23 protein-coding genes are annotated in these 20,868 nt (G+C 59.2%); 5 read left to right on the top strand and 18 right to left on the bottom strand.

Going from position 1 to position 20,868, the window contains the following annotated elements:
* Nucleotides 1–4 precede the first annotated feature (4 nt).
* From RHM68_RS22025 to RHM68_RS22085, 13 genes are all read right to left on the bottom strand, one after another.
* Nucleotides 5–955 (bottom strand): LD-carboxypeptidase, encoded by a 951-nt coding sequence (locus tag RHM68_RS22025; protein ID WP_322219120.1) that lies wholly within the window; start codon nt 953–955, stop codon nt 5–7.
* 179 nt (nt 956–1,134) lie between these two features.
* Complete coding sequence (lipA, locus tag RHM68_RS22030; RefSeq protein WP_416195211.1) at nt 1,135–2,163, bottom strand: lipoyl synthase; 1,029 nt, start codon at nt 2,161–2,163, stop codon at nt 1,135–1,137.
* Between the two features lies 1 nt (nt 2,164).
* Nucleotides 2,165–2,812 carry a lipoyl(octanoyl) transferase LipB gene (lipB, locus tag RHM68_RS22035; RefSeq protein ID WP_322219121.1) on the bottom strand — a complete coding sequence of 216 codons (648 nt, stop codon included), beginning with the start codon at nt 2,810–2,812 and terminating at the stop codon, nt 2,165–2,167.
* On the bottom strand, nt 2,812–3,087 hold the full coding sequence (locus RHM68_RS22040) for a DUF493 domain-containing protein (protein ID WP_322219122.1): 276 nt from the start codon (nt 3,085–3,087) through the stop codon (nt 2,812–2,814). Before RHM68_RS22040 ends, lipB begins: the two co-directional genes overlap by 1 nt.
* An 80-nt stretch (nt 3,088–3,167) precedes the next feature.
* Nucleotides 3,168–4,325, bottom strand: a complete 1,158-nt coding sequence (locus RHM68_RS22045) for a D-alanyl-D-alanine carboxypeptidase family protein (protein ID WP_322219123.1) — start codon at nt 4,323–4,325, stop codon at nt 3,168–3,170.
* A gap of 186 nt (nt 4,326–4,511) precedes the next feature.
* Nucleotides 4,512–5,525, bottom strand: a complete 1,014-nt coding sequence (locus RHM68_RS22050) for a septal ring lytic transglycosylase RlpA family protein (protein WP_322219124.1) — start codon at nt 5,523–5,525, stop codon at nt 4,512–4,514.
* Nucleotides 5,525–6,535 carry a lytic murein transglycosylase B gene (gene mltB, locus RHM68_RS22055; protein WP_322219125.1) on the bottom strand — a complete coding sequence of 337 codons (1,011 nt, stop codon included), beginning with the start codon at nt 6,533–6,535 and terminating at the stop codon, nt 5,525–5,527. The genes RHM68_RS22050 and mltB overlap by 1 nt, the downstream gene beginning before the upstream one ends.
* Before the next feature lie 17 nt (nt 6,536–6,552).
* On the bottom strand, nt 6,553–7,656 hold the full coding sequence (rodA, locus tag RHM68_RS22060) for a rod shape-determining protein RodA (RefSeq protein ID WP_054052418.1): 1,104 nt from the start codon (nt 7,654–7,656) through the stop codon (nt 6,553–6,555).
* Nucleotides 7,657–7,687: 31 nt separating this feature from the next.
* Nucleotides 7,688–9,583, bottom strand: coding sequence for a penicillin-binding protein 2 (gene mrdA, locus RHM68_RS22065; RefSeq protein WP_322219126.1), 1,896 nt, complete (start codon nt 9,581–9,583; stop codon nt 7,688–7,690).
* A gap of 10 nt (nt 9,584–9,593) precedes the next feature.
* Nucleotides 9,594–10,061, bottom strand: coding sequence for a 23S rRNA (pseudouridine(1915)-N(3))-methyltransferase RlmH (gene rlmH / locus RHM68_RS22070; protein WP_283189197.1), 468 nt, complete (start codon nt 10,059–10,061; stop codon nt 9,594–9,596).
* A 9-nt stretch (nt 10,062–10,070) separates the two neighbouring features.
* Complete coding sequence (gene rsfS / locus RHM68_RS22075; RefSeq protein WP_322219127.1) at nt 10,071–10,565, bottom strand: ribosome silencing factor; 495 nt, start codon at nt 10,563–10,565, stop codon at nt 10,071–10,073.
* A 74-nt stretch (nt 10,566–10,639) separates the two neighbouring features.
* On the bottom strand, nt 10,640–11,284 hold the full coding sequence (gene nadD, locus RHM68_RS22080; RefSeq protein WP_322223904.1) for a nicotinate-nucleotide adenylyltransferase: 645 nt from the start codon (nt 11,282–11,284) through the stop codon (nt 10,640–10,642).
* A 46-nt stretch (nt 11,285–11,330) separates the two neighbouring features.
* A complete protein-coding gene (locus RHM68_RS22085) occupies nt 11,331–12,602 on the bottom strand; it encodes a glutamate-5-semialdehyde dehydrogenase (RefSeq protein WP_322219128.1) in 1,272 nt (423 codons plus the stop codon).
* Nucleotides 12,603–12,792: 190 nt separating this feature from the next.
* On the opposite strand from RHM68_RS22085, the gene RHM68_RS22090 reads away from it, so the two are divergent.
* Nucleotides 12,793–13,491, top strand: a complete 699-nt coding sequence (locus RHM68_RS22090; protein WP_322219129.1) for a DNA-3-methyladenine glycosylase — start codon at nt 12,793–12,795, stop codon at nt 13,489–13,491.
* A gap of 74 nt (nt 13,492–13,565) precedes the next feature.
* Nucleotides 13,566–14,882 (top strand): bifunctional DedA family/phosphatase PAP2 family protein, encoded by a 1,317-nt coding sequence (locus tag RHM68_RS22095; RefSeq protein ID WP_322219130.1) that lies wholly within the window; start codon nt 13,566–13,568, stop codon nt 14,880–14,882.
* A gap of 176 nt (nt 14,883–15,058) precedes the next feature.
* On the opposite strand, the gene RHM68_RS22100 is transcribed toward RHM68_RS22095, so the two are convergent.
* From RHM68_RS22100 to RHM68_RS22120, 5 genes are all read right to left on the bottom strand, one after another.
* Nucleotides 15,059–15,661 carry a hypothetical protein gene (locus tag RHM68_RS22100; protein WP_322219131.1) on the bottom strand — a complete coding sequence of 201 codons (603 nt, stop codon included), beginning with the start codon at nt 15,659–15,661 and terminating at the stop codon, nt 15,059–15,061.
* Nucleotides 15,662–15,715: 54 nt separating this feature from the next.
* On the bottom strand, nt 15,716–15,922 hold the full coding sequence (locus RHM68_RS22105; RefSeq protein ID WP_322219132.1) for a hypothetical protein: 207 nt from the start codon (nt 15,920–15,922) through the stop codon (nt 15,716–15,718).
* Nucleotides 15,923–16,035: 113 nt separating this feature from the next.
* The gene (locus tag RHM68_RS22110; RefSeq protein ID WP_322219133.1) at nt 16,036–16,626 is read right to left on the bottom strand and encodes an LON peptidase substrate-binding domain-containing protein; all 591 of its coding nucleotides are present in this window, start codon (nt 16,624–16,626) and stop codon (nt 16,036–16,038) included.
* Nucleotides 16,627–16,636: 10 nt separating this feature from the next.
* Complete coding sequence (locus tag RHM68_RS22115) at nt 16,637–17,353, bottom strand: LrgB family protein (RefSeq protein ID WP_322219134.1); 717 nt, start codon at nt 17,351–17,353, stop codon at nt 16,637–16,639.
* Nucleotides 17,350–17,715: a CidA/LrgA family protein gene (locus RHM68_RS22120; RefSeq protein WP_322219135.1), complete on the bottom strand. Its 366-nt coding sequence runs from the start codon at nt 17,713–17,715 to the stop codon at nt 17,350–17,352. The genes RHM68_RS22115 and RHM68_RS22120 overlap by 4 nt, the downstream gene beginning before the upstream one ends.
* Before the next feature lie 195 nt (nt 17,716–17,910).
* Here RHM68_RS22120 and RHM68_RS22125 point away from each other — a divergent pair, with 195 nt between their 5' ends.
* The 3 genes from RHM68_RS22125 to RHM68_RS22135 all read left to right on the top strand — a co-directional run bounded on the left by RHM68_RS22125 (nt 17,911) and on the right by RHM68_RS22135 (nt 20,866).
* On the top strand, nt 17,911–18,366 hold the full coding sequence (locus RHM68_RS22125) for a MaoC family dehydratase (protein ID WP_322219136.1): 456 nt from the start codon (nt 17,911–17,913) through the stop codon (nt 18,364–18,366).
* A gap of 112 nt (nt 18,367–18,478) precedes the next feature.
* Nucleotides 18,479–20,197 (top strand): C13 family peptidase, encoded by a 1,719-nt coding sequence (locus tag RHM68_RS22130; protein WP_322219137.1) that lies wholly within the window; start codon nt 18,479–18,481, stop codon nt 20,195–20,197.
* 27 nt (nt 20,198–20,224) lie between these two features.
* Complete coding sequence (locus RHM68_RS22135; RefSeq protein ID WP_322219138.1) at nt 20,225–20,866, top strand: oxidoreductase; 642 nt, start codon at nt 20,225–20,227, stop codon at nt 20,864–20,866.
* The last annotated feature ends 2 nt before the right edge of the window (nt 20,867–20,868 follow it).

Below are 20,868 nucleotides of genomic sequence, written 5' to 3' on the forward strand. Positions count from 1 at the left end.
AGCGCTAACCTCTGATCACGACATCTTGCTCCAACACCAACACCTTATTCCCCGCATCCAGGCGCACCAACGCGCCCATGGGTAACGTCAGGTTCGGATCGCAATGACCGCTGCGCCACCCCGCCAACACCGGAATCCGCAACGGCTCGAAAGTTTGCTTGAGCAGTCGAGCAAGCGCTTCGGCATCCACCCCCGCGACGTCCCCCACCAGAACCCCTCGCAGCTTGTGCAGCGTGCCAGCCAAGCGCAAGTGCGTCAGTAATCGATCAATGCGATACAGCGGCTCATTGACGTCCTCGATGAATAGAATCACGCCTTCGGCGTCGATTTCGTAAGGCGTGCCCATGGTCGCAGCGATCATCGACAAATTCCCTCCCAGCAAACGCCCATGAGCAATGCCAGGCTCGATCGTGGTCAACGGGTAGGCGACCGGGTGCTTTAGCTCGCTGCCGGCTTTCAGCTGCCCACGCAGCATGCTGAAGAAAGAGGATTCAGTCGGTTGCTGTTTGCCGCCCAGCAGATCGGCGTTGAGTAACGGCCCGTGGAAGGTTACGAAGCCCGCATACCGACTGATGGCCAGGTGCAGCGCCGTGATGTCGCTGTAACCGACGAACGGCTTGGCGTTGCTGCGCAACAAATCGAAGTCGATGCGATCGAGCAACCGAGGGGTGCCGTAACCTCCGCGTAGGCAGATGATGGCATCGACATCCCTGTCGGCAAAGGCCGCGTGCAGGTCATCGAGCCGCACATCGTCGCTGCCCGCCAGATAGCCGTCTTGCTCGTAAACGCCGGGGAATACCCGCAGCGAATAACCTCGGGCGCGTATCCATTGCACCGCTTTGACCGTGTCCAGTGCTGCCGGACCGGCAGGCGCAATGACGCCGATCAGCCCTTCAGACGGCAAAGCCGGGACGGGGACGTGAGGACAAAGGGTATGGGGCGGTCGAACAGTCATCCATGAATCTCCCTGCATGAAAACATCAGCACACAGTAGTCAGGAACGGGGGAAAACAGAAGAGGGGCTGTCCCCCCGCACAGCGCAGGAAAAGACTATAGGTCACGTAGGCAAGGCCATAAAAACGCCCGCAAGGCTCGATAAGCCTTGCGGGCGTTTTTTGTCTTTCTGATCGCCGATCAGGACAAAGACGACATCAGCTCGGCCTTGACCAATTTCGCCTGCTCGTCAGCATGGTACGAGGAACGTACCAGTGGGCCCGACGCAACGTTTTTGAAGCCCATTTTGTAGCCTTCCTCAGCGAACCAGGCGAACACATCCGGGTGGACGAAACGCTCGACCGGCAGGTGGCTGCGGGACGGTTGCAGGTATTGGCCCAGGGTCAGCATATCGATGTCGTGTTCGCGCATGCGCTTCATGACTTCGATCACTTCTTCGTCGGTTTCGCCCAGACCCAGCATCAGACCCGACTTGGTAGGGATGTGCGGCATCATCTGCTTGAAGCGTTGCAGCAGGGTCAGCGACCACTGGTAGTCCGAACCCGGACGCGCAGCCTTGTAGAGGCGCGGCACGGTTTCCAGGTTGTGGTTGAACACATCAGGTGGCTCAGCGGCAGTGATTTCCAGCGCTACGTCCATGCGCCCACGGTAGTCCGGAACCAGGGTTTCGAGCTGCACGTTCGGCGACAGCTTGCGGATCTCACGGATGCAATCGGCAAAGTGCTGGGCACCGCCGTCACGCAGGTCGTCGCGATCCACCGAGGTGATCACCACGTACTTGAGTTTCAGGTCGGCGATGGCGATGGCCAGGCTCTGCGGTTCGTTGACGTCCAATGGCTTCGGACGACCGTGGCCGACGTCGCAAAACGGGCAGCGACGGGTGCAGATGTCGCCCATGATCATGAACGTCGCGGTGCCACCGGAGAAGCATTCGCCCAGGTTCGGGCAGGATGCTTCTTCACACACGCTGTGCAGTTTGTGTTTGCGCAGCAGAGCCTTGATGCGGTCGACTTCCGGGGAAACCGGGATGCGCACGCGAATCCAGTCGGGTTTCTTTGGCAGCTCAGTCGTCGGAATGATCTTCACCGGGATGCGTGCAACCTTCTCGGCGCCGCGCAGCTTGACGCCGGCTTCAACCTTGGCACGCGGGGCCGGGCGCTCGGTGACATCCAGCGTCGGGATCATGGTTTGCACTGCATCAGTAGTCATATCAGTCGATTCCGCCCGTTAGGGTCGTCTGCTCAGCATAGTCGAGGTGTTTGACGAGCTGCGCGCGCAGCCGGGCACTTACCTCGGCAAATTCAATCGATCCTGCGTGATCGCTCAGCTGGGTCATCGCCAGCCCGGCGTAGCCGCAGGGATTAATTCGTCGAAACGGTTCCAGGTTCATGTCCACGTTCAGTGCCAGGCCATGAAAGGAGCAACCGTGGCGGATCCGCAGACCCAGAGAAGCGATTTTCGCCCCGTCGACGTAGACGCCCGGTGCATCCGGCTTCGCAGCGGCGCTCACGCCGTAGCTGGCCAGCAACGCGATCAGGCACTGCTCCATGCGGGTGACCAGGTCACGCACACCGAAACCCAGCTTGCGCACGTCCAGCAACAGGTACGCCACTAATTGGCCGGGGCCGTGATAGGTCACCTGGCCACCGCGATCGACCTGCACCACCGCAATATCGCCGGGGAGCAATAGATGCTCGGCCTTGCCGGCCTGCCCCTGGGTGAACACGGGCAGGTGTTCCACCAGCCAAATCTCGTCAGCCGCGTCGGTTCCGCGTTCATTGGTGAAGCGTTGCATGGCATGCCAGACCGGCTCATAAGCCATCTGGCCAAGCTCGCGAAAGCCCAGCGTGCCAGACATCACAGCACCATATGCACGAAACCGGTGGCGCGTAACTCGCTGTTGATGTCGTACAACTGGTCTTGACCGGTGGCGACAATGTGCAACTGGATAGTGGTGTACTTCCCGTTGCTGCTTTGACGCTCGTCCACACGTTCATCGTTGATCGTCGCGTGTTTCTTGACGATGTCGATGATCTTTTGCTTGATGTCGACAATGGTGTCGCCGATCACTTTGATCGGGTAATCATTGGCAGGGAATTCGATTTTTGGCGCCTTTACTTCGGTATCGGTCATGGCGTAACGGCCTCGTAAGCCGTGGCAACGGACATGGTCCCGCTCCGGATTGGAACGGGCCCATGCAGGTCCACACTAATTCAGTTGAACAAGCCGTAGAAGAATAGACGGATGCTATCCCACATGCGGCGGAAGATACCACCTTCCTCGACAGCGTCCAGCGCGATCAGGTTGGCGCTGTGCACCACCTTGTCGTCCAGTTTCACTTCGACTTTACCGATTACGTCGCCCTTGGCGATTGGCGCAACCAGTTGCGGGTTCATGGTCATGCTGGCGGCAAGCTTCTTCAACTGGCCTTTTGGCAGGGTCATGGTCAGGTCTTCAGCCAGGCCGGCCTTGACTTGATTAGTGGTGCCTTTCCAGACAGGAGCCTGCGCCAGCTCGGCGCCTTTCTGATAGAAGGTCTGGGTTTCGAAAAAGCGGAAACCATAAGTCAGCAACTTCTGGGTTTCGGTAGCACGAGCCACTTCGCTGTTGGTGCCGAAAACCACGGCGATCAGGCGCATGCCATCACGTACAGCGGACGACACCATGCAGTAGCCAGCTTCGTCGGTGTGACCTGTTTTCAGACCATCGACGGTCTTGTCGCGCCACAGCAGCAGGTTGCGGTTAGGTTGCTTGATGCCGTTCCAGAAGAACTCTTTCTGCGAGTAGATCGCATAGTGAGCTGGGTCTTCGTGGATGATCGCGCGAGCCAGCAACGACATGTCGTGAGCCGACGAGTAGTGCTCCGGGTTCGGCAGGCCGGTCGGGTTCATAAAGTGGCTGTTGGTCATACCCAGGTCGCCGGCCGTCTTGTTCATCATGTCGGCGAACGCATCTTCGCTGCCGGCGATGTGCTCCGAGAGCGCAACACTGGCGTCGTTACCCGACTGGATGATGATGCCGTGCAGCAGGTCGCTGACAGTCACCTGCGACCCAACCTTGATGAACATCCGCGAACCGCCGGTACGCCAGGCATTTTCGCTGACGGTAACCGGATCGTTTTCGCCGATCTGGCCACGACGGATTTCCAGCGTCGCGATGTAAGCGGTCATCAGCTTGGTCAGGCTGGCCGGCGGCAGACGCTGGTCACCGTTGTTCTCTACCAGCACGTTGCCGCTGCTGGCGTCCATGAGCACGTAGGATTTAGCGGCCAGTTGCGGTGGCGACGGCATCATCTCTACCGCAAATGCGGCAGGAGTGATGAACAGCGGGACTAGCAGGCACAGGCGTTTGGCAAAGGTGGTGATGTTCATCCGTCTCTCGAAATCGCTAATGGAAACTTGCCCAAGGGCAAAACTTTATTCAGACAGCCTTCTAAAGGGCCATCGCGTGTTCAGTTGCTCACTCTGTAACCCTTGCCGGGCTTTTGTTCTTTAACGAGCCAACAACCAGGTTCACCCCCCAAAACCGCAAGCGAACCTTCAATCAAGTACTGCGTATTACTCGGCAGTCACCAGGCTCGGCGAACCGAGATTGGCCATCCGCACACTGTTCTGCACTTGCTGAATCTCACCCTGAGAACCGATCGGCCCCAAGCGTACCCGATGCAGTGTCTGCTGGTTGCGCACGATCGAGCTGATGAACACCGGAGCGCTCACCATCCCGCTGAGCTTGGACCTCAGGAGTTCTGCAGCGTCCGGGTTGGCGAACGCGCCCACCTGCAGATACTGGCCAGACGCTGGTACAGAACCGTTTTTTTTTGCATCAATCTGCACCGGCACAACGGCCGCGGCATGCTGCTGCGGCGGCGGAGTCCACTGCTCGACGGTCCCCGCAGAAGCGGTAATTGTCGGCGCGGCATTTTGCGCTATTTGTGGCTCGTTAAGCATCAACGGCGCCGGACGTCCTTTCTGTGCCCACCACTCCTGTGGGTCGATGCCTTCAACCTTGACCCGTGCCGTACCGATCTCTGCATAGCCGAGCTTTTTGGCGGCAGCGTAGGACAAGTCGATGATTCGATCCGAATAGAACGGTCCACGGTCGTTAACGCGCAGAATTACGCTCTTGTTGTTGTCCAGGTTCGTCACCCGAACATAACTTGGCAGTGGCAGTGTTTTGTGAGCGGCACTCATGCCGTACAGGTCATAGACTTCGCCGTTGGCGGTGTTCTGACCATGGAACTTGGTGCCATACCAGGACGCCGTACCCGAGGCGACGTAACGCTTGGAGTCGTTCAACGGGAAATAGGTCTTGCCCAGCACCGTGTAGGGATTGGCCTTGTAAGGACCGGTGTGCAGGGTCGGCGTGGCATCCGGAATGCGCGAGACATCGACGTCCCACCACGGAGCGCCGTCTTTGTGGGCGCGGTTGATGTCCAGCCCCGGCGCTGAGCGCACGGAGTTGGAGGCGTATTTCTGGGTCGGCGCACGACTGGTCGAACAACTGGCGACCAGCATCGCCAACGCGGCATATGCCAGCAGCTTCAGGGGTTTATTCATAGGCAATGCCCGCATTACTTAACGCCCCGTGCTTGGACCAGCTGTTCAGACAGTTGATGTACAGCCATGGCGTACATCACGCTGCGGTTATAACGCGTGATCGCGTAAAAATTCTTCAGGCCCATCCAGTATTCGGGGCCATTCTCCCCTTCCAGGCGGAAAGCAGTGACCGGCATATCATCGCGCAGCGCATCATGACTCGACCAGCCCAGCGCCCGCAACTCCCCGACGGTTTTCGTTGGCTCGATACCCGTGGTCAAACCTTCGTCCACCTGATCGCCACGCACATCGGCGCGACTGACCACGGGCTCGCCCGCAACCCAACCGTGACGCTTGAAGTAACTGGCTACGCTGCCGATGGCGTCGTCCGCATTGGTCCAGATATTAATGTGGCCGTCACCGTCGAAGTCCACCGCGTAGGCGCGAAAACTGCTTGGCATGAACTGCGGCAAGCCCATTGCCCCTGCGTAAGAGCCTTTGAGGGTCAACGGATCGACTTGTTCTTCACGCGCCAGCAATAGAAATTCACGCAATTCCTTGCGGAAGAATTCGGCACGGGGAGGATAGTCGAAACCCAGGGTCGACAACGCATCGATCACCCGGTAATTGCCGGTATTGCGGCCGAAAAAGGTTTCAACGCCGATGATCGAGACAATCACCTGGGCCGGCACGCCGTATTCCTGCTCGGCACGGGCCAGCACGGCCTCATGCTGGCGCCAAAAGTCCACACCGCGGGCGATGCGCGCTTCAGTGAGGAACATTGGGCGATACTCTTTCCACTGTTTTACCCGTTCGGCGGGTTTGGAAATCGCGTCGAGGATCGCCTGTTTGCGCTCGGCTTCGCGGAACACCGCCATCAGCTGTTCACCGGCAAAGCCGTAGTCGCGGGTCATTTCACCGACGAATTCGGCCACTTGGGGTGAGCCTTCGTAATCGCCGGCCCGCGCATGTTCCGCGGAACCAAGGATGCCTACCAGGCCGACCCACGGCGCGTATCGAGTCGCCCAGCCACGCATTGCTTGCATTGAAATCTTCACCTTATTCAAACCTGTGCGATCCACTTACGATGGGTATGGATCGACATCAAAACCCCAAACGCTGACAGCAGTGTCACTAGCGAAGTTCCTCCGTAGCTAATGAACGGCAACGGCACCCCTACAACCGGTAACAGGCCACTGACCATACCGATGTTGACGAAAACATAAACAAAAAACGTCATGGTCAGGCTGCCTGCCAGCAATTTGCCGAACAATGTCTGGGCCTGGGCGGTAATCACCAGGCCGCGACCGATCAACAATAAGTAGATCAACAGCAGCGCACAAATGCCCACTAGGCCGAATTCTTCGCCCAGCACCGCAATAATGAAGTCGGTGTGGCTTTCCGGCAGGAAGTCCAGGTGCGACTGGGTGCCCAGCAGCCAGCCTTTGCCAAACACACCACCGGAACCGATGGCGGCTTTGGATTGAATGATGTTCCAGCCCGTGCCCAGCGGATCGCTTTCCGGGTCGAGGAACGTCAGGATTCGCTGCTTCTGGTAGTCATGCATGATGAAAAACCACATCGCCACCGCCACCGGTACCGCCGCAGCGATCACGCTGAGGATCCAGCGCCAGCGCAAGCCCCCCATAAACAGTACGAACGCGCCGCCAGCGAGAATCAACAGCGAGGTGCCGAGATCCGGCTGACGCACAATCAGGATAAACGGCAATCCGATCAAAAACAGACTGACCCCGACGTGCTTTAGCTGCGGCGGCAAGGTGCGTTTGGACAGGTACCAGGCGATGGTCGCCGGCATCAGAATCTTCATGAACTCGGACGGCTGGAAGCGGATCACTCCAGGGATGTTGATCCAGCGCGTGGCGCCCATGGCGTTATGCCCCATGACATCCACCACCACCAGCAACAGCACACCGAGCACATAACCGATCGGCACCCATCGGGCCATAAAGCGCGGCTCGAACTGGGCAATGACGATCATCGACACCAGACCGATGCCGAACGACGTCGCTTGCTTGGCCAGCAAGTCCCAGCTCTTGCCACTGGCCGAATACAGCACGAACAGGCTGCCGGCGGCGAGGGTCAGCAGCAGGATCAGCAGCGGGCCGTCGATGTGCATGCGTTGCAGCAGCGTCGCCCGGCGACGCATCACGTCCTCACTGGAAAGGATGCGATCGAAATTACTCTTCACGGGCCGTAGCCTCCGCACTGATTGGGCCGGCGTATTCCGGTTTGAGTCGGCCATCGGGGTCCAGCAGCCAGGCGTCCATGACTTGACGCACGACTGGCGCGGCCACGCCGGAGCCGGACTCACCGTTTTCAACCATCACCGACACCACGATTTTCGGGTTGTCGGCCGGTGCAAAACCGACGAACAAGGCGTGGTCGCGATGGCGCTCCTGAACCTTGGAGCGGTCATACTTCTCACCCTGTTTGATAGCAACCACCTGAGCCGTACCACTTTTGCCAGCGATGCGGTATTGCGAACCCACCGCAGCCTTGCGCGCCGTACCGCGTGCGCCGTGCATGACTTGCTGCATTCCGTGGTTGACCTTGGTCCAGTCGGACGGGTCGCGCAGGATGATGTCCGGCATGGGGTTTTCATCCTTCGGCCGCTGGCCTTCGACGGTCTTGGCCAGGTGCGGGCGATTCCAGACCCCTTTGTTGGCCACCAGCGCCGTGGCTTGGGCCAGTTGCAGCGGTGTGGACTGCATGTAGCCCTGGCCGATCCCCAGAATCAGGGTTTCACCGGGGAACCAGGCTTGACGCCGGGTCGCACGCTTCCACTCACGGGACGGCATCAGCCCCGGCGATTCTTCGAACATATCCAGAGAAACCTTCTGCCCAATGCCGAACTTGCCCAAGTATGCCGACAACCGATCGATCCCAAGTTTGTGGGCCAGGTCATAGAAGTAGGTGTCGTTGGACCGCATGATCGCGGTATCGAGGTCCACGTAGCCATCGCCGGTACGGTTCCAGTTGCGATATTTGTGATCGTAGTTGGGCAGTTGGTAGTAGCCGGGGTCGAACACGCGGGTCGACGCCGTCACCACACCCGAATCCAGCCCGGCAATGGCGACCGCCGGTTTGATGGTCGAGCCTGGGGGGTACAGACCGCGCAGCACTCGGTTGAACAGCGGCCGATCAATCGAGTCGCGCAGCTCAGCGTAAGCCTTGAAGCTGATCCCGGTGACGAACAGGTTCGGATCGAAACTCGGTTGGCTGACCATGGCCAACACTTCGCCGGTGCTCGGGTCCAGCGCCACCACCGCGCCACGACGACCGCCCAACGCGGCTTCGGCGGCTTCCTGCAATTTGATGTCCAGGCTCAGGACGATGTCCTTGCCGGGAATTGGATCGGTACGCTTGAGCACACGTAATACGCGGCCCCGCGCGTTGGTCTCGACTTCCTCGTAGCCCACCTGACCATGCAGCTCAGGCTCGTAGAAGCGTTCGATGCCGGTTTTGCCGATATGGTGGGTGCCGCTGTAGTTGACCGGGTCGAGGGCCTTGAGCTCCTTCTCATTGATCCGCCCCATATAACCCACGGAGTGCGCAAAGTGCGCGCCCTGCGGATAGTGGCGAACCAACTGGGCAACCACCTCTACCCCCGGAAGACGAAACTGATTCACCGCAATCCGGGCAATCTGTTCTTCGCTCAACTCAAACAGGATCGGCACCGGTTCAAATGGCCGGCGCCCCTGTTTCATACGCTTTTCGAAGATTTCCCGGTCTTCGGGCGTCAGTTCCAGCACCTGGACGATCACGTCGAGCACTTGCTGCCAGTCCCCGGAGCGCTCGCGGGTCATGCTCAGGCTGAAGCTGGGCCGGTTATCGGCCACCACCACGCCATTACGGTCGAAGATCAGCCCACGGGTCGGCGGAATCGGCTGCACATGGACACGGTTGTTTTCCGACAGCGTGGAGTGGTACTCGTACTGAATCACCTGCAGGAAATACAGCCGCGCGATCAACACACAGATCAGCACCACCACCGCAATGGCCCCGAACACGACACGGCCACGCACCAGACGGGCGTCTTTTTCGTGGTCCTTGATGCGGATCGGCTGGGACATGAGGGCAAAGCTACTTGTGGTAAGGGTGACCGGACAGCACTGTCCAGGCACGATACAACTGTTCGCCGATCAGAATCCGCACCAGCGGGTGCGGCAACGTCAGCGGCGACAACGACCAGCGCTGATCAGCCCGGACACAGACTTCCGGCGCCAGCCCTTCGGGGCCGCCGACCATGAAATTCACCGTGCGCGAATCCAGCCGCCAGCGATCGAGTTCGACCGCCAGCTGCTCGGTACTCCAGGGCTTGCCATGGACTTCGAGGGTCACAACCCGCTCATTCGGCCCGACCTTGGCCAGCATCGCTTCGCCTTCCTGACGGATGAAACGTGCCACGTCGGCATTCTTGCCACGGGTGTTGAGCGGTATTTCCACCAGTTCCAGCGCCAGCTCGGACGGAAGACGCTTGGCATACTCATGCCAGCCTTCTTCCACCCACTTGGGCATGCGTGAACCGACGGCGATCAGTCGCAGTCGCACAGCGATCCCTTATTGCTGGTCTTTGTTGAGCTTGATGAAATGCTCATGGGTGTTTTCCGGGCTGTGGTGAGCAGCGCTGCCGGCACGGCTCTGTTCGGCGCCCTGCCACAGACGTTCCAGGTCATAGAACTGGCGAGCACTGGCGGTCATCATGTGAACGATGACATCGTCCATGTCGAGCAGTACCCAGTCGCTGTCGCCCTTGCCTTCTTCACCCAGCGGCTTGACGCCCAGGGCTTTGACCGCATCACGAACCTTATCCAGCATCGCGCCGATCTGGCGGTTGGAAGTACCTGTAGCAATGATCATGAAGTCAGTGATGCTTTGCTTTTCACGAACGTCGATCACCAGGATGTCCTGGCCCTTGACGTCTTCCAGGGCCGCAACGGCGACCTTGACCAGCTCTTCGCCGACGAGTGCCGGGCCGGTTTCTGCCGCTACTGGCAGCGGAGCGCTCTTGAACGAACCTTTGCGCTTAACTTTAGTTACGTCTTTGTCAGTCATATAAAACTCGTTTTGCTCGTATGTTCGGGCGCTTCGATACACGTGATCACGTGCCTTGAAGCGCGCCCTTTTTTTCAGTTCGACGCACGGTAAAGTCCGTGCGCTTCGATGTAGGCCAGGACCGCGTCGGGCACCAGGAAACGTACCGACTTACCGCTGGCCAGCAGTTGACGGATCTGGGTGGCGGATACCGCGAGCGGTGTCTGCCAGACGAATGCAATCTGTCCGCTCGGCCCTTTGAGGGCCAGCGGGTCGCTCACCGAGCGCGCCGCCAACAGATTGCGCAAGGCATCCGGCGGTTCGCTGTCGGCATCCGGGCGTTGCAGCACCAGGATGTGGCAATGCTGGAGCAACTCTTCCCAGCGGTGCCAAGTGGGCAGGCCGCAAAAAGCGTCCCAGCCCAAAAGTAGAAACACCTGGTCTGACGCGGCCAACTCGGCGCGCATCAGTTCCAGGGTGTCGATAGTGTAGGACGGTTTGTTCCGCTGCAATTCACGGGCGTCCACCACCAACGGCGCCACACCGGCCACCGCGCACTCGACCATCGCCAAGCGATCCTTGGCGGACACCTGCGGTGTGTCCCGATGAGGCGGCCTGGCACTGGGTGTCAGGCGCAACTCGTCGAGACTCAAGGACTCAGCGACCTCCAGCGCACCGCGCAAATGGCCGATGTGTACCGGGTCGAAGGTGCCGCCCAGCACGCCAATGCGCCGAGGCACCGGCTCGCGGGCAGAAACCTTGGCTGACGGGTCGAGGTCGCCCAAGTCAGGCCGACTCCTGTCCGCGCAACTGGCCATCACCGACCACGATGTACTTTTCGCAGGTCAGTCCTTCGAGGCCCACCGGGCCGCGGGCGTGCAGCTTATCAGTAGAAATGCCAATCTCGGCACCCAATCCGTATTCGAAGCCATCGGCAAAGCACGTCGGCGTGTTGATCATCACCGACGATGAGTCGACTTCAGCCACAAAACGCCGGGTGTCGCTCAGGTCTTCGCTGACAATCGAATCGGTGTGATGGGAGCCGTGACGGTTGATGTGTTCAATGGCCTGGTCCAGCCCGGCGACCACGCGAATCGACAAAATCGGCGCCAGATATTCGGTGTTCCAGTCGTCCTCGGTCGCCGCCACAGCGTCGATGATCGCCCGCGTGCGCTCGCAACCGCGCAGTTCGACGCCTTTCTCGCGGAACTGCGCGGCCATCGGCGGCAAGAAATCTTTGGCAACGATTTCATCCACCAGCAGCGTTTCCATGGCGCCGCAAATACCATAGCGGTAAGTCTTGGCATTGAACGCAATGCGCTGGGCTTTGTGCAGGTCGGCGTGCGCACTGACGTAAACGTGGCAGATACCGTCCAGGTGCTTGATCACCGGCACCCGCGCATCACGACTGATCCGCTCGATCAGGCCCCGGCCGCCACGGGGCACGATGACGTCCACGTATTCGGGCATGGTAATCAACGCGCCAACAGCGGCGCGGTCAGTAGTTTCCACCACTTGCACCACGGCGGCAGGCAAGTCGGCCTCTGCCAGACCGGCCTGGATGCAGGCCGCGATTGCCCGGTTGGAGTGAATCGCCTCGGAACCGCCGCGCAGGATGGTCGCGTTGCCGGACTTCAGGCACAAGCTGGCGGCATCGATGGTCACGTTCGGTCGGGACTCGTAGATGATCCCGATTACGCCCAAAGGCACACGCATCTTGCCCACCTGGATGCCCGATGGCCGATAGCTCATGTCACGGATCGCGCCCACCGGATCCGGCAGTGCCGCGACCTGACGCAGGCCGACGATCATGCCGTCGATGCGTGCCGGGGTCAGCGCCAGCCGTTCCAGCAGTGCCGGTTCAAGACCATTGGCACGACCCGCCGCCAAATCCAGCTCATTGGCGGCCGTCAGCTCGGCACGCGCAGCATCCAGCGCATGGGCGGTGGCCTGCAGGGCGCGGTTTTTCTGCGCAGTGCTGGCACGGCCGATGATGCGCGACGCTTCGCGGGCTGCGCGACCCAGGCGGGTCATGTAGTCAAGGACAGACTCAGTCATGGTAGGGCGTTGTCTTTGCTTTAGGTTAGGGTAAAGAGTAAAGCGGCAGATTATAGCTGTCGTACCTCTCGACTAACAGCGGTGACGGGCGGATGGTCGAAATGGAAGGCGATTTGCCGACGTTCAGCCGGGATTAAGCTGCAAATTGTTATCATCGCGGCTCAATAAGCCCTGACAAACGCCGCTCATCATGTCCAACCTGACTGTTCGCGCCCCCGTTTCGAGTCTGCCCAAGGCGCTGCCAGACGGTTTTTTCGACCGTGACGCACAAGTCCTGGCACGGGACTTACTGGGAAAAGTGATCCGGCATCGAGTTGGCGATCTGTGGCTAAGCGCCCGAATCATCGAAACCGAGGCCTATTACTGCGATGAAAAAGGCAGTCATGCCTCCCTCGGGTACACAGAAAAGCGTAAGGCTTTGTTTCTGGATGGCGGCCACATCTATATGTATTACGCCAGGGGCGGTGATTCGTTGAATTTCAGCGCGCAGGGCCCCGGCAACGCGGTGTTGATCAAATCCGCTTATCCTTGGCTCGATGCACTGAGCGGGCCGGCAAGCCTGGCGCAAATGCTGCTGAATAATCCTGACGCCAGTGGCCGACCGCGCCCCTCGCAGAAACTCTGTGCCGGGCAAACGTTGCTGTGCAAAGCCCTGGGCCTGAAGGTGCCAGTGTGGGACGCCAAGCGCTTCGATCAGGAACGGCTGTTGGTGGAAGACACTGGCCCAAAACCCGGAAACATTATTCAAACCACGCGCCTGGGCATTCCGCATGGCCGTGACGAGCACTTGATGTACCGCTTTGTCGACGCAGCCTATGCGCCTTATTGCACAAGGAACCCGTTGCGCAGGGGGCAGGTCGAAGGTCGAAATTATTTTTTATTGCCCTGAGTGTCGCGGCACCGGGCAATAAACACAGCCACTGTGGGCGCGAGCCCATCTCATGATTCGATGGAGTTATAGGTATGGGCCCATGGCTCGATAGCATCACCGGCTGGTTGGCACTCAACCCGCAATGGCTAGCCGCCGCGGTACTGATAGTGGCCTTAATCGAATGCCTGGCGATTGTCGGGCTGATCGTGCCCGGCACCGTGTTGCTGTTCGCCGTGGCCGTGCTGGCCGGCAGTGGCACCTTGTCGCTGGGCGAAACCCTGTTATTGGGGTTTATCGGCGGCATTACGGGCGACGTGGTCTCGTATTTTCTGGGTCGCCACTTCCACCAGAACATCCGGCGCTTGCCTGGGCTGCGTCATCATCCGGAGTGGATCGCTGGGGCCGAGGCGTATTTCCAGCGCTATGGCATCGTCAGCCTGCTCGTCGGACGCTTTATCGGACCACTGCGACCGATGCTGCCGATGGTTGCTGGCATGTTCGACATGCCCTTCCCACGCTTCTTCGCGGTCAGCCTGTTAGCGGCGGCGGGCTGGAGCGTCGCCTATCTGCTGCCGGGCTGGGCCACCGGGGCCGCCATTCGCCTGCCTTTGCCCGAAGGCTTCTGGCCTGAAGCGGGGATCGTTATCGGCAGCATCGCCGTGATGATCGGCTTGAGCGTCACCAGCAGCCTGCGTCGTCACCGCAAGGCCACTCTGCTGATTACCGGGATGAGTCTGCTGATCCTGATTGGACTGTTTATCGGCTACCCGCACCTGACCGCACTCGACCAAGGCATCATGACCCTGGTTCAGGAACACCGCAGCCCAGCGCTCGACAAAGTAGCCGTCACGCTTACGCTGATCGGCGAATTCCGCAACATGCTGCTGTTCAGCGCCCTGCTCACCGGCCTGCTGCTGTTGATGCGGCAATGGCGTCAGGCGATTTTCGTCGGCTGCACATTGCTGGGAACGGCGCTGGCCAACACCGCGCTCAAACATCTTTTGGCCCGCGCGCGACCGCAGGTGCTGATTGAGCCACTGGACAGTTTCAGCCTGCCCAGCGGTCACGCCTCCGGTTCTTTTGCATTGTTCCTGGCCATCGCGGTACTCGCCGGTCGCGGACAACCGCCACGGATGCGCCTGACCTGGTTGCTGCTGGGATGCCTGCCAGCGCTATGGATTTCGCTGTCGCGGGTCTACCTGGGCGCCCACTGGCCAACCGACATTCTGGCCGGCGCGATGCTCGCATCGTGCTTCTGCGCGGCAAGTCTGTGGGTAAACCAGCGCCAGGCGCCGCTCAGCCCGATGCCGCCGAAAGTCTGGTGGATAGTGCTGCCCGCGCTAGTGGGGCTATTCGGATTTTTCGCCATCTGGCACTTACCCGAAACCCTGCTGCGTTACGCCTACTAGCACCCCACCGCCACACGTCCCCGCACAGCAACAGTGCGGGGATTTTCTATAAAAATCGTAAAAAATTCACAAAAAACAGTCGATTACGAAGGTATGAATAGATACCGCTCCGACGTGATTTGATTGCGATCAGACAACCCCGGCGATTAATCCCCGAACGTTCAGGCAGTCACACACTAAGGCAGCACTGCACTTATCAAACCCTTGAACAAGGCGACGGCCCCATCAACCCGTTTAAGTACGAAAGTCGTTGGCGCCCTGATACCGCCCGCCCTTGATCGTAGATTTACCTCACTGTAGACAAATGCCACCGTTTCACCCTGAACGTCTTTAAACAAGGCGCTTTTTGCGTCCTCGCCGATCAAGGTGACATACACCGGCCCTGGCTCAAGATCGGCCAAAGAGGCATTGTTAGTGGTCGATGTCACAAGTTTAAATCGCAAGCCGCGTATAGGTTTATCCACGATCATCAACTGATCACTGTCGCCGGCCCGGGCAAAACGCCACTCGTTATATCGACCACTGACCACCGCATGGATGGAGTAACCGAACTCATCCGGGACGAACTTAAACAGCAGCGCTTCACTGTCGTCATGCGCAGCGATTGTGATGCAGCGTGCCGCTGGACTGTCAGCCCCAACGATGACTTCGGCCTCAAGACGCTGACGATGAGTCAGGCGAGGCTCTTTCAACTGCTGTTGCATTCGCTGCTGATACAGCACCAGCGGAAAGCCATCGAGAAAGAGATAGGCATAGAACGCGACGTGTTTATCATCCATTGACATAAAAGCTCCTTAACTTGCATTAACAACATCGTGCAACGCAGTAACACATTACTTGATCGCCGAAACCGAATTTATCGCCACCGGCACTTTGGCTTTTGCTCGCTTACGCTTGCGACGCTCAACCACCATCAAGTCGGCGAAGTCGGCCGCGCCAGTGACCACTTTATGGGCATTTTCGTCACTCACGGCAAACTTGAACATATAGCGTGCTGCCACATCATCCCAAAACGCCAGCTCATCTTGATAAAGAGTCATAGTGCTTATCCCTATTATTTGAATTCACTTCCTGTTCGAAGCTGATTTCAACTTAGGCAAAGCTCAAGAAAGACGCAATACTGGCATCGCGGGCAACCTGATACAAAGTGAAACTAGGCAAACAACTCACCCTGCAACTCATCAAGCAATGCCTGAATCGCGTCCAGACGTTGCTGGGGATCATCAAGTTGCAGTAAATCAATCTTGTCCACTTCAGCAAAGGGCAACAAATACGCCAACTGGTTGGCCAATGATTGTTGCCCGGTCGCCTCGGTGCCCATATTCAAGGCCTCGACCATCGGATGTTCGGCCAACGCTTTGAGCAGCGCGACAAGATCGGCATCTTCGTCCTGCAACGGTTGTTCGGGATCATCTTCGAGCCACTCAATATCGGCGACCGTCAATTGATCGCGCTGAACCTCCGTGCGCAGGATATTGAAGCGCCGCCCACCTTGCACCCGAATACCCAGCAAACCGTTGTCCTGCTGCTTGAAGTCAGTAATCAGCGCCTCGCACCCGACCAGCGCGTAACCGGCCGGGGCGATCCCCACTTCGCGTCCATCCAGAATGCATACCACGCCGAAGCCGCCACCTTGCTTCATGCAGCGGCTAATCATGTCCAGATAGCGCGCCTCGAAAATCTGCAAGTCGAGGATGCAACCCGGAAACAGCACCGTGTTCAGCGGAAAAAGCGGCAAGCTCATAGACATTTCCTTACACCACCATCGACACCGCCAACGGCAGGAAGACTGCCGTGGCCACGCCCATCAGACTCATCGCCAGCGCCGCGAAAGCGCCACACTCTTCACCTTCCTGCATCGCCACCGCCGTGCCGACCGCGTGGGCGGTCATGCCCAGCGCCATGCCTCGCGCCTCTGGACTATGGACACCAAGCCTTGTCAAAAGACTCGGACCAAAGATCGCGCCGATGACGCCGGTGATCAGCACGAACACCGCAGCCAATGCCGCGACACCGCCGATCTGCTCGGCCACCAGCATCGCGATTGGCGAGGTCACGGATTTGGGCGCCATGGTCATCAGGATCATATGCTCGGCACCAAACCACCAACCCAGCAACACGCCCAAGCCGGTGGCGACCACTCCGCCTATCACCAGCGTAGTAAATATCGGCCAGAACAACTGCCGAATCCGCCGCAGGTTCAGATACAGCGGCACCGCCAGGGCAACCGTCGCCGGGCCCAACAGGATGCTGAGGATTTCGGTGCTTTTGCGGTACTCCACGTAGGTCAGCCCGCAGCTCAGCAAAATGCCGATCACCAACAGCATGGAGACCAGCACCGGCTGCAGAAAGATCCAGCGGGTTTTCTCGAATACCGCGAGCACCAGTTGGTAGGCACCCAATGTAATGCCGATGCCGAACAACGGATGATGAATCACCGACGCCCAGGCGCCGTGCCAGTCGACCATCATTGAGAGTGCTCCGAGCGGGCCGCATGACGCTTGATCAGGCGCTGCATTAGCACCCCGGCGAACGCCATCGACAGCACCAGCGACAACACCAATGCCCCGACAATGGCCCAGAAGTCCGCCGCAATGTCGGCGGCATACACCATCACGCCCACAGCGGGGGGCACCAACAGCAACGGCAAGTAACGTAACAGGCTGCTCGCGGCCAGACTTAATGGCTCACCCACTTCGCCATGGCAGATCAAAAACACCAGCAGCAGCAACAGACCGACAATCGGTCCCGGCAGCACCGGCAACAATAGGTGGTTGATGGCTGTGCCCAATAATTGGAACAGCACCAGCCAGGTCAGGCCACGTAACAACATCCGGCATCTCCCACAACGTTCTCCCCACAGGACAGGGCCGAGCATTATAAGCACGCCAGCGCTATACACCGGCATTCGCCAAAAGCATGGTCGGTTGACCGGAGCAAATTGTCATGTTGATCTAAAGTGGTTCACAGGGACGTCACATCGCCCCACCTCAACCACTAGAAACCGATGAACTCAAGGAGAGTCTCAATGCCCTATGTTCCAGTTGCAGAGCTCAAAGATTATGTCGGCAAGGAACTCGGACGCTCTCAATGGCTCACCATCGATCAGGAACGGATCAACCTGTTCGCCGAAGCCACAGGCGATTATCAGTTCATTCACGTCGACCCGGCCAAAGCCGCGCAAACCCCGTTTGGCAGCACCATCGCCCACGGTTTCCTGTCGCTGTCGTTGATGCCCAAACTGATGGAAGACATTCTGATCCTGCCTGAAGGCGTGAAGATGGTGGTCAATTACGGCCTCGACAGCGTCCGTTTCATTCAGCCAGTGAAGGTCAATTCGAGGGTCCGACTCAAGGTCGACATGAACGAAGTAACCGAGAAAAAACCCGGGCAATGGCTGCTGAAAGCCACTGCCACCCTTGAAATAGAAGGCTCGGACAAACCGGCTTATATCGCCGAACCGCTGTCACTCTGCTTCGTCTAGACCATCCCGGATGCGAAGCAGCTCAGGCTGTTTCGCGACTCTCTTTATGCCTTCTCTATATAAGGACACATAGCTACGGCATACTCGGTCGCCTAACTGCCCGGATCCCGCTATGCGCTCACTTGTACCGCTCGCTTTGACCCTATTGCTCACCGCTTGCGGCGATGGCGAATCGCTGCTGCCGCCTGACGCCCGCTTGCCGGACGGAGGACGCTACCGTGGGGATCTGGTCAACGGGTTGCTGCAAGGCCAGGGCCGCATCGACTACCCGAACGGCAGCTGGTACGCCGGCCAGTTCGATAAAGGCCAGTGGCATGGCCAGGGCGAATGGCACGGCAGCAACGGCGAACTCTATCGCGGACTGTTCCAGCAAGGGTTATTCAATGGCCAGGGCACGCTGACCACCCCTGGCAGTAGCTACACCGGCGGTTTCAGGCTAGGCCGACGCGACGGTGAAGGCACCCTCAAAGAAAACGGCATGACCTACCGTGGTGAATTCAAAGCCGATCAATATTCAGGGCTCGGTCGTCTCGAACTCGAGGACGGCAGCTCGTATCAAGGCCAATTCGCCCACGGCAAACCCAATGGCGAAGGTCAGCGCGGCGATGCCAGCGGCAATCAGTTCACCGGGCATTTCGTCGATGGACAGTTGGAAGGCAATGGGACGTTCAACAGCGCCGACGGCGATATTTATGTCGGCGGATTCAAGAACAACCTGCTCAATGGCAAGGGCCGCTACGAGAACGCCGACGGCGACGTCTGGATCGGTCAGTTCAAGGACGGCGTGCTCAATGGCAAGGGCGAGCTGATCGGCACTGACGGTAGCCATTACGTCGGTCAGTTCAGCGACTGGCGTTTCACCGGTCCAGGGCGCTTGAACCTGGCCGACGGCAGTTTCTACGAGGGCCAGTTCGACAGTGACAGTTATCAGGGGCTGGGCACGCTGGTGCTCACCGATGGCACGGTGCTGAGCGGTACGTGGGTCAACGGCCAACGCGTGCGCGACGGCAGCGGCAAGTTGCTGCCAGATCCTCTGGAGCTCGGCTTGCTGGCCCAGGGCCGCTTGCTCGACGAAGCGCTGGCCAACGTGCCGGCCTCGACCCCTGAAGTAGAGCTGTACACCCTGACACTTGGCGGCGACGGCAAGCAGAGCGTGTTCCTGCGTGAGTCCGACTACGTCAGCAACATGCTGGCCAGCCGCTTCGGCGCCTATGGCCAGATCCGTCTGGTCAACCATCGCGACCACCTTACTGACCGGCCGATGGCGACCCGGGAAAACCTGCGCCGCGCGATCCAGACGCTGGCCGAGCGCAGCGGCCCGGAAGACCTGGTGTTTATCTACCTGACCAGCCACGGCACCAGCGAACATGAACTCGTGCTCGACCAGCCACGCATGGAGCTGGCGGATCTGCCGGCAGATGAACTGGCAGCGGTACTCGCGCCACTGAAGAGTCGCGACAAGATCATCGTGATTTCATCCTGCTATTCCGGCGGTTTCATCCCCGCCCTGAAGGACGAACACACGCTGATCATGACCGCCTCGCGCGCTGATCGCGTGTCCTTCGGTTGCTCGGAAGAAGCCAATTTCACCTACTTTGGCGACGCCCTGTTCGCCCAGGCGTTGAACCAGACGGACGACTTGGAGAAAGCCTTCAAACTGGCGAAAGCCACCGTCGCAGAGCGCGAACTGGCCGATAACTTCGAAGCCTCGGAGCCGCAAATCTGGGCGCCGAAAACCGTGCTCGCCCACTGGCAACTGTTACGAAAACAACAAGCACGAAAGGCATTGCAAAGTGTCTCAATCAGCAGCAAGGACGCGAAGAGCAACTAAGCTGAACAGTATCAATGGGGAGACACTATGTACCTGACGCCTCAGCATGTATTGCTTGCCGGAGCCACCGGTTTGACTGGCGAACACCTGCTTGACCGCCTGCTCAATGAGCCCACGATCACTCGGGTACTGGCGCCCTCACGCCGGCCACTGGCCGAGCATCCGCACCTGGAAAACCCCGTGGGTGATCCGGCCGTGTTTCTGCCGCAACTGAACGGGCGCGTTGACATCGCTTACTGCTGCCTGGGCACCACCATCAAACAGGCGGGCTCCGAACAAGCGTTTCGTGCGGTGGACCTGGACATGGTCGTCGCCTTCGCCAAACGTGCGCGGGAGATGGGCGCGCGGCACCTGATCGTGATCAGCGCGCTGGGGGCCGATCCGACCTCCTCGATTTTCTACAATCGCGTCAAAGGCGAAATGGAACAGGCGCTGCGCGCACAGGACTGGCCACAGTTGACCATCTGCCGACCTTCGCTGCTGCTGGGTGACCGTGTTGAGCCGCGCTTGGCCGAGCAACTTGCCGGGCCATTGTCACGACTGATTCCGGGCAAATACCGCGGCATCGAAGCCTGCCAATTGGCTCGCGCCATGTGGCGACTGGCGCTCGAAGAACAGGATGGGGTGCGGGTTATTGAGTCGGATGAGTTACGCAAATTAGGCAAATAACG

The sequence above is a fragment of the Pseudomonas sp. DC1.2 genome (genome assembly GCF_034351645.1).
In the GTDB taxonomy this organism is placed as follows: domain Bacteria; phylum Pseudomonadota; class Gammaproteobacteria; order Pseudomonadales; family Pseudomonadaceae; genus Aquipseudomonas.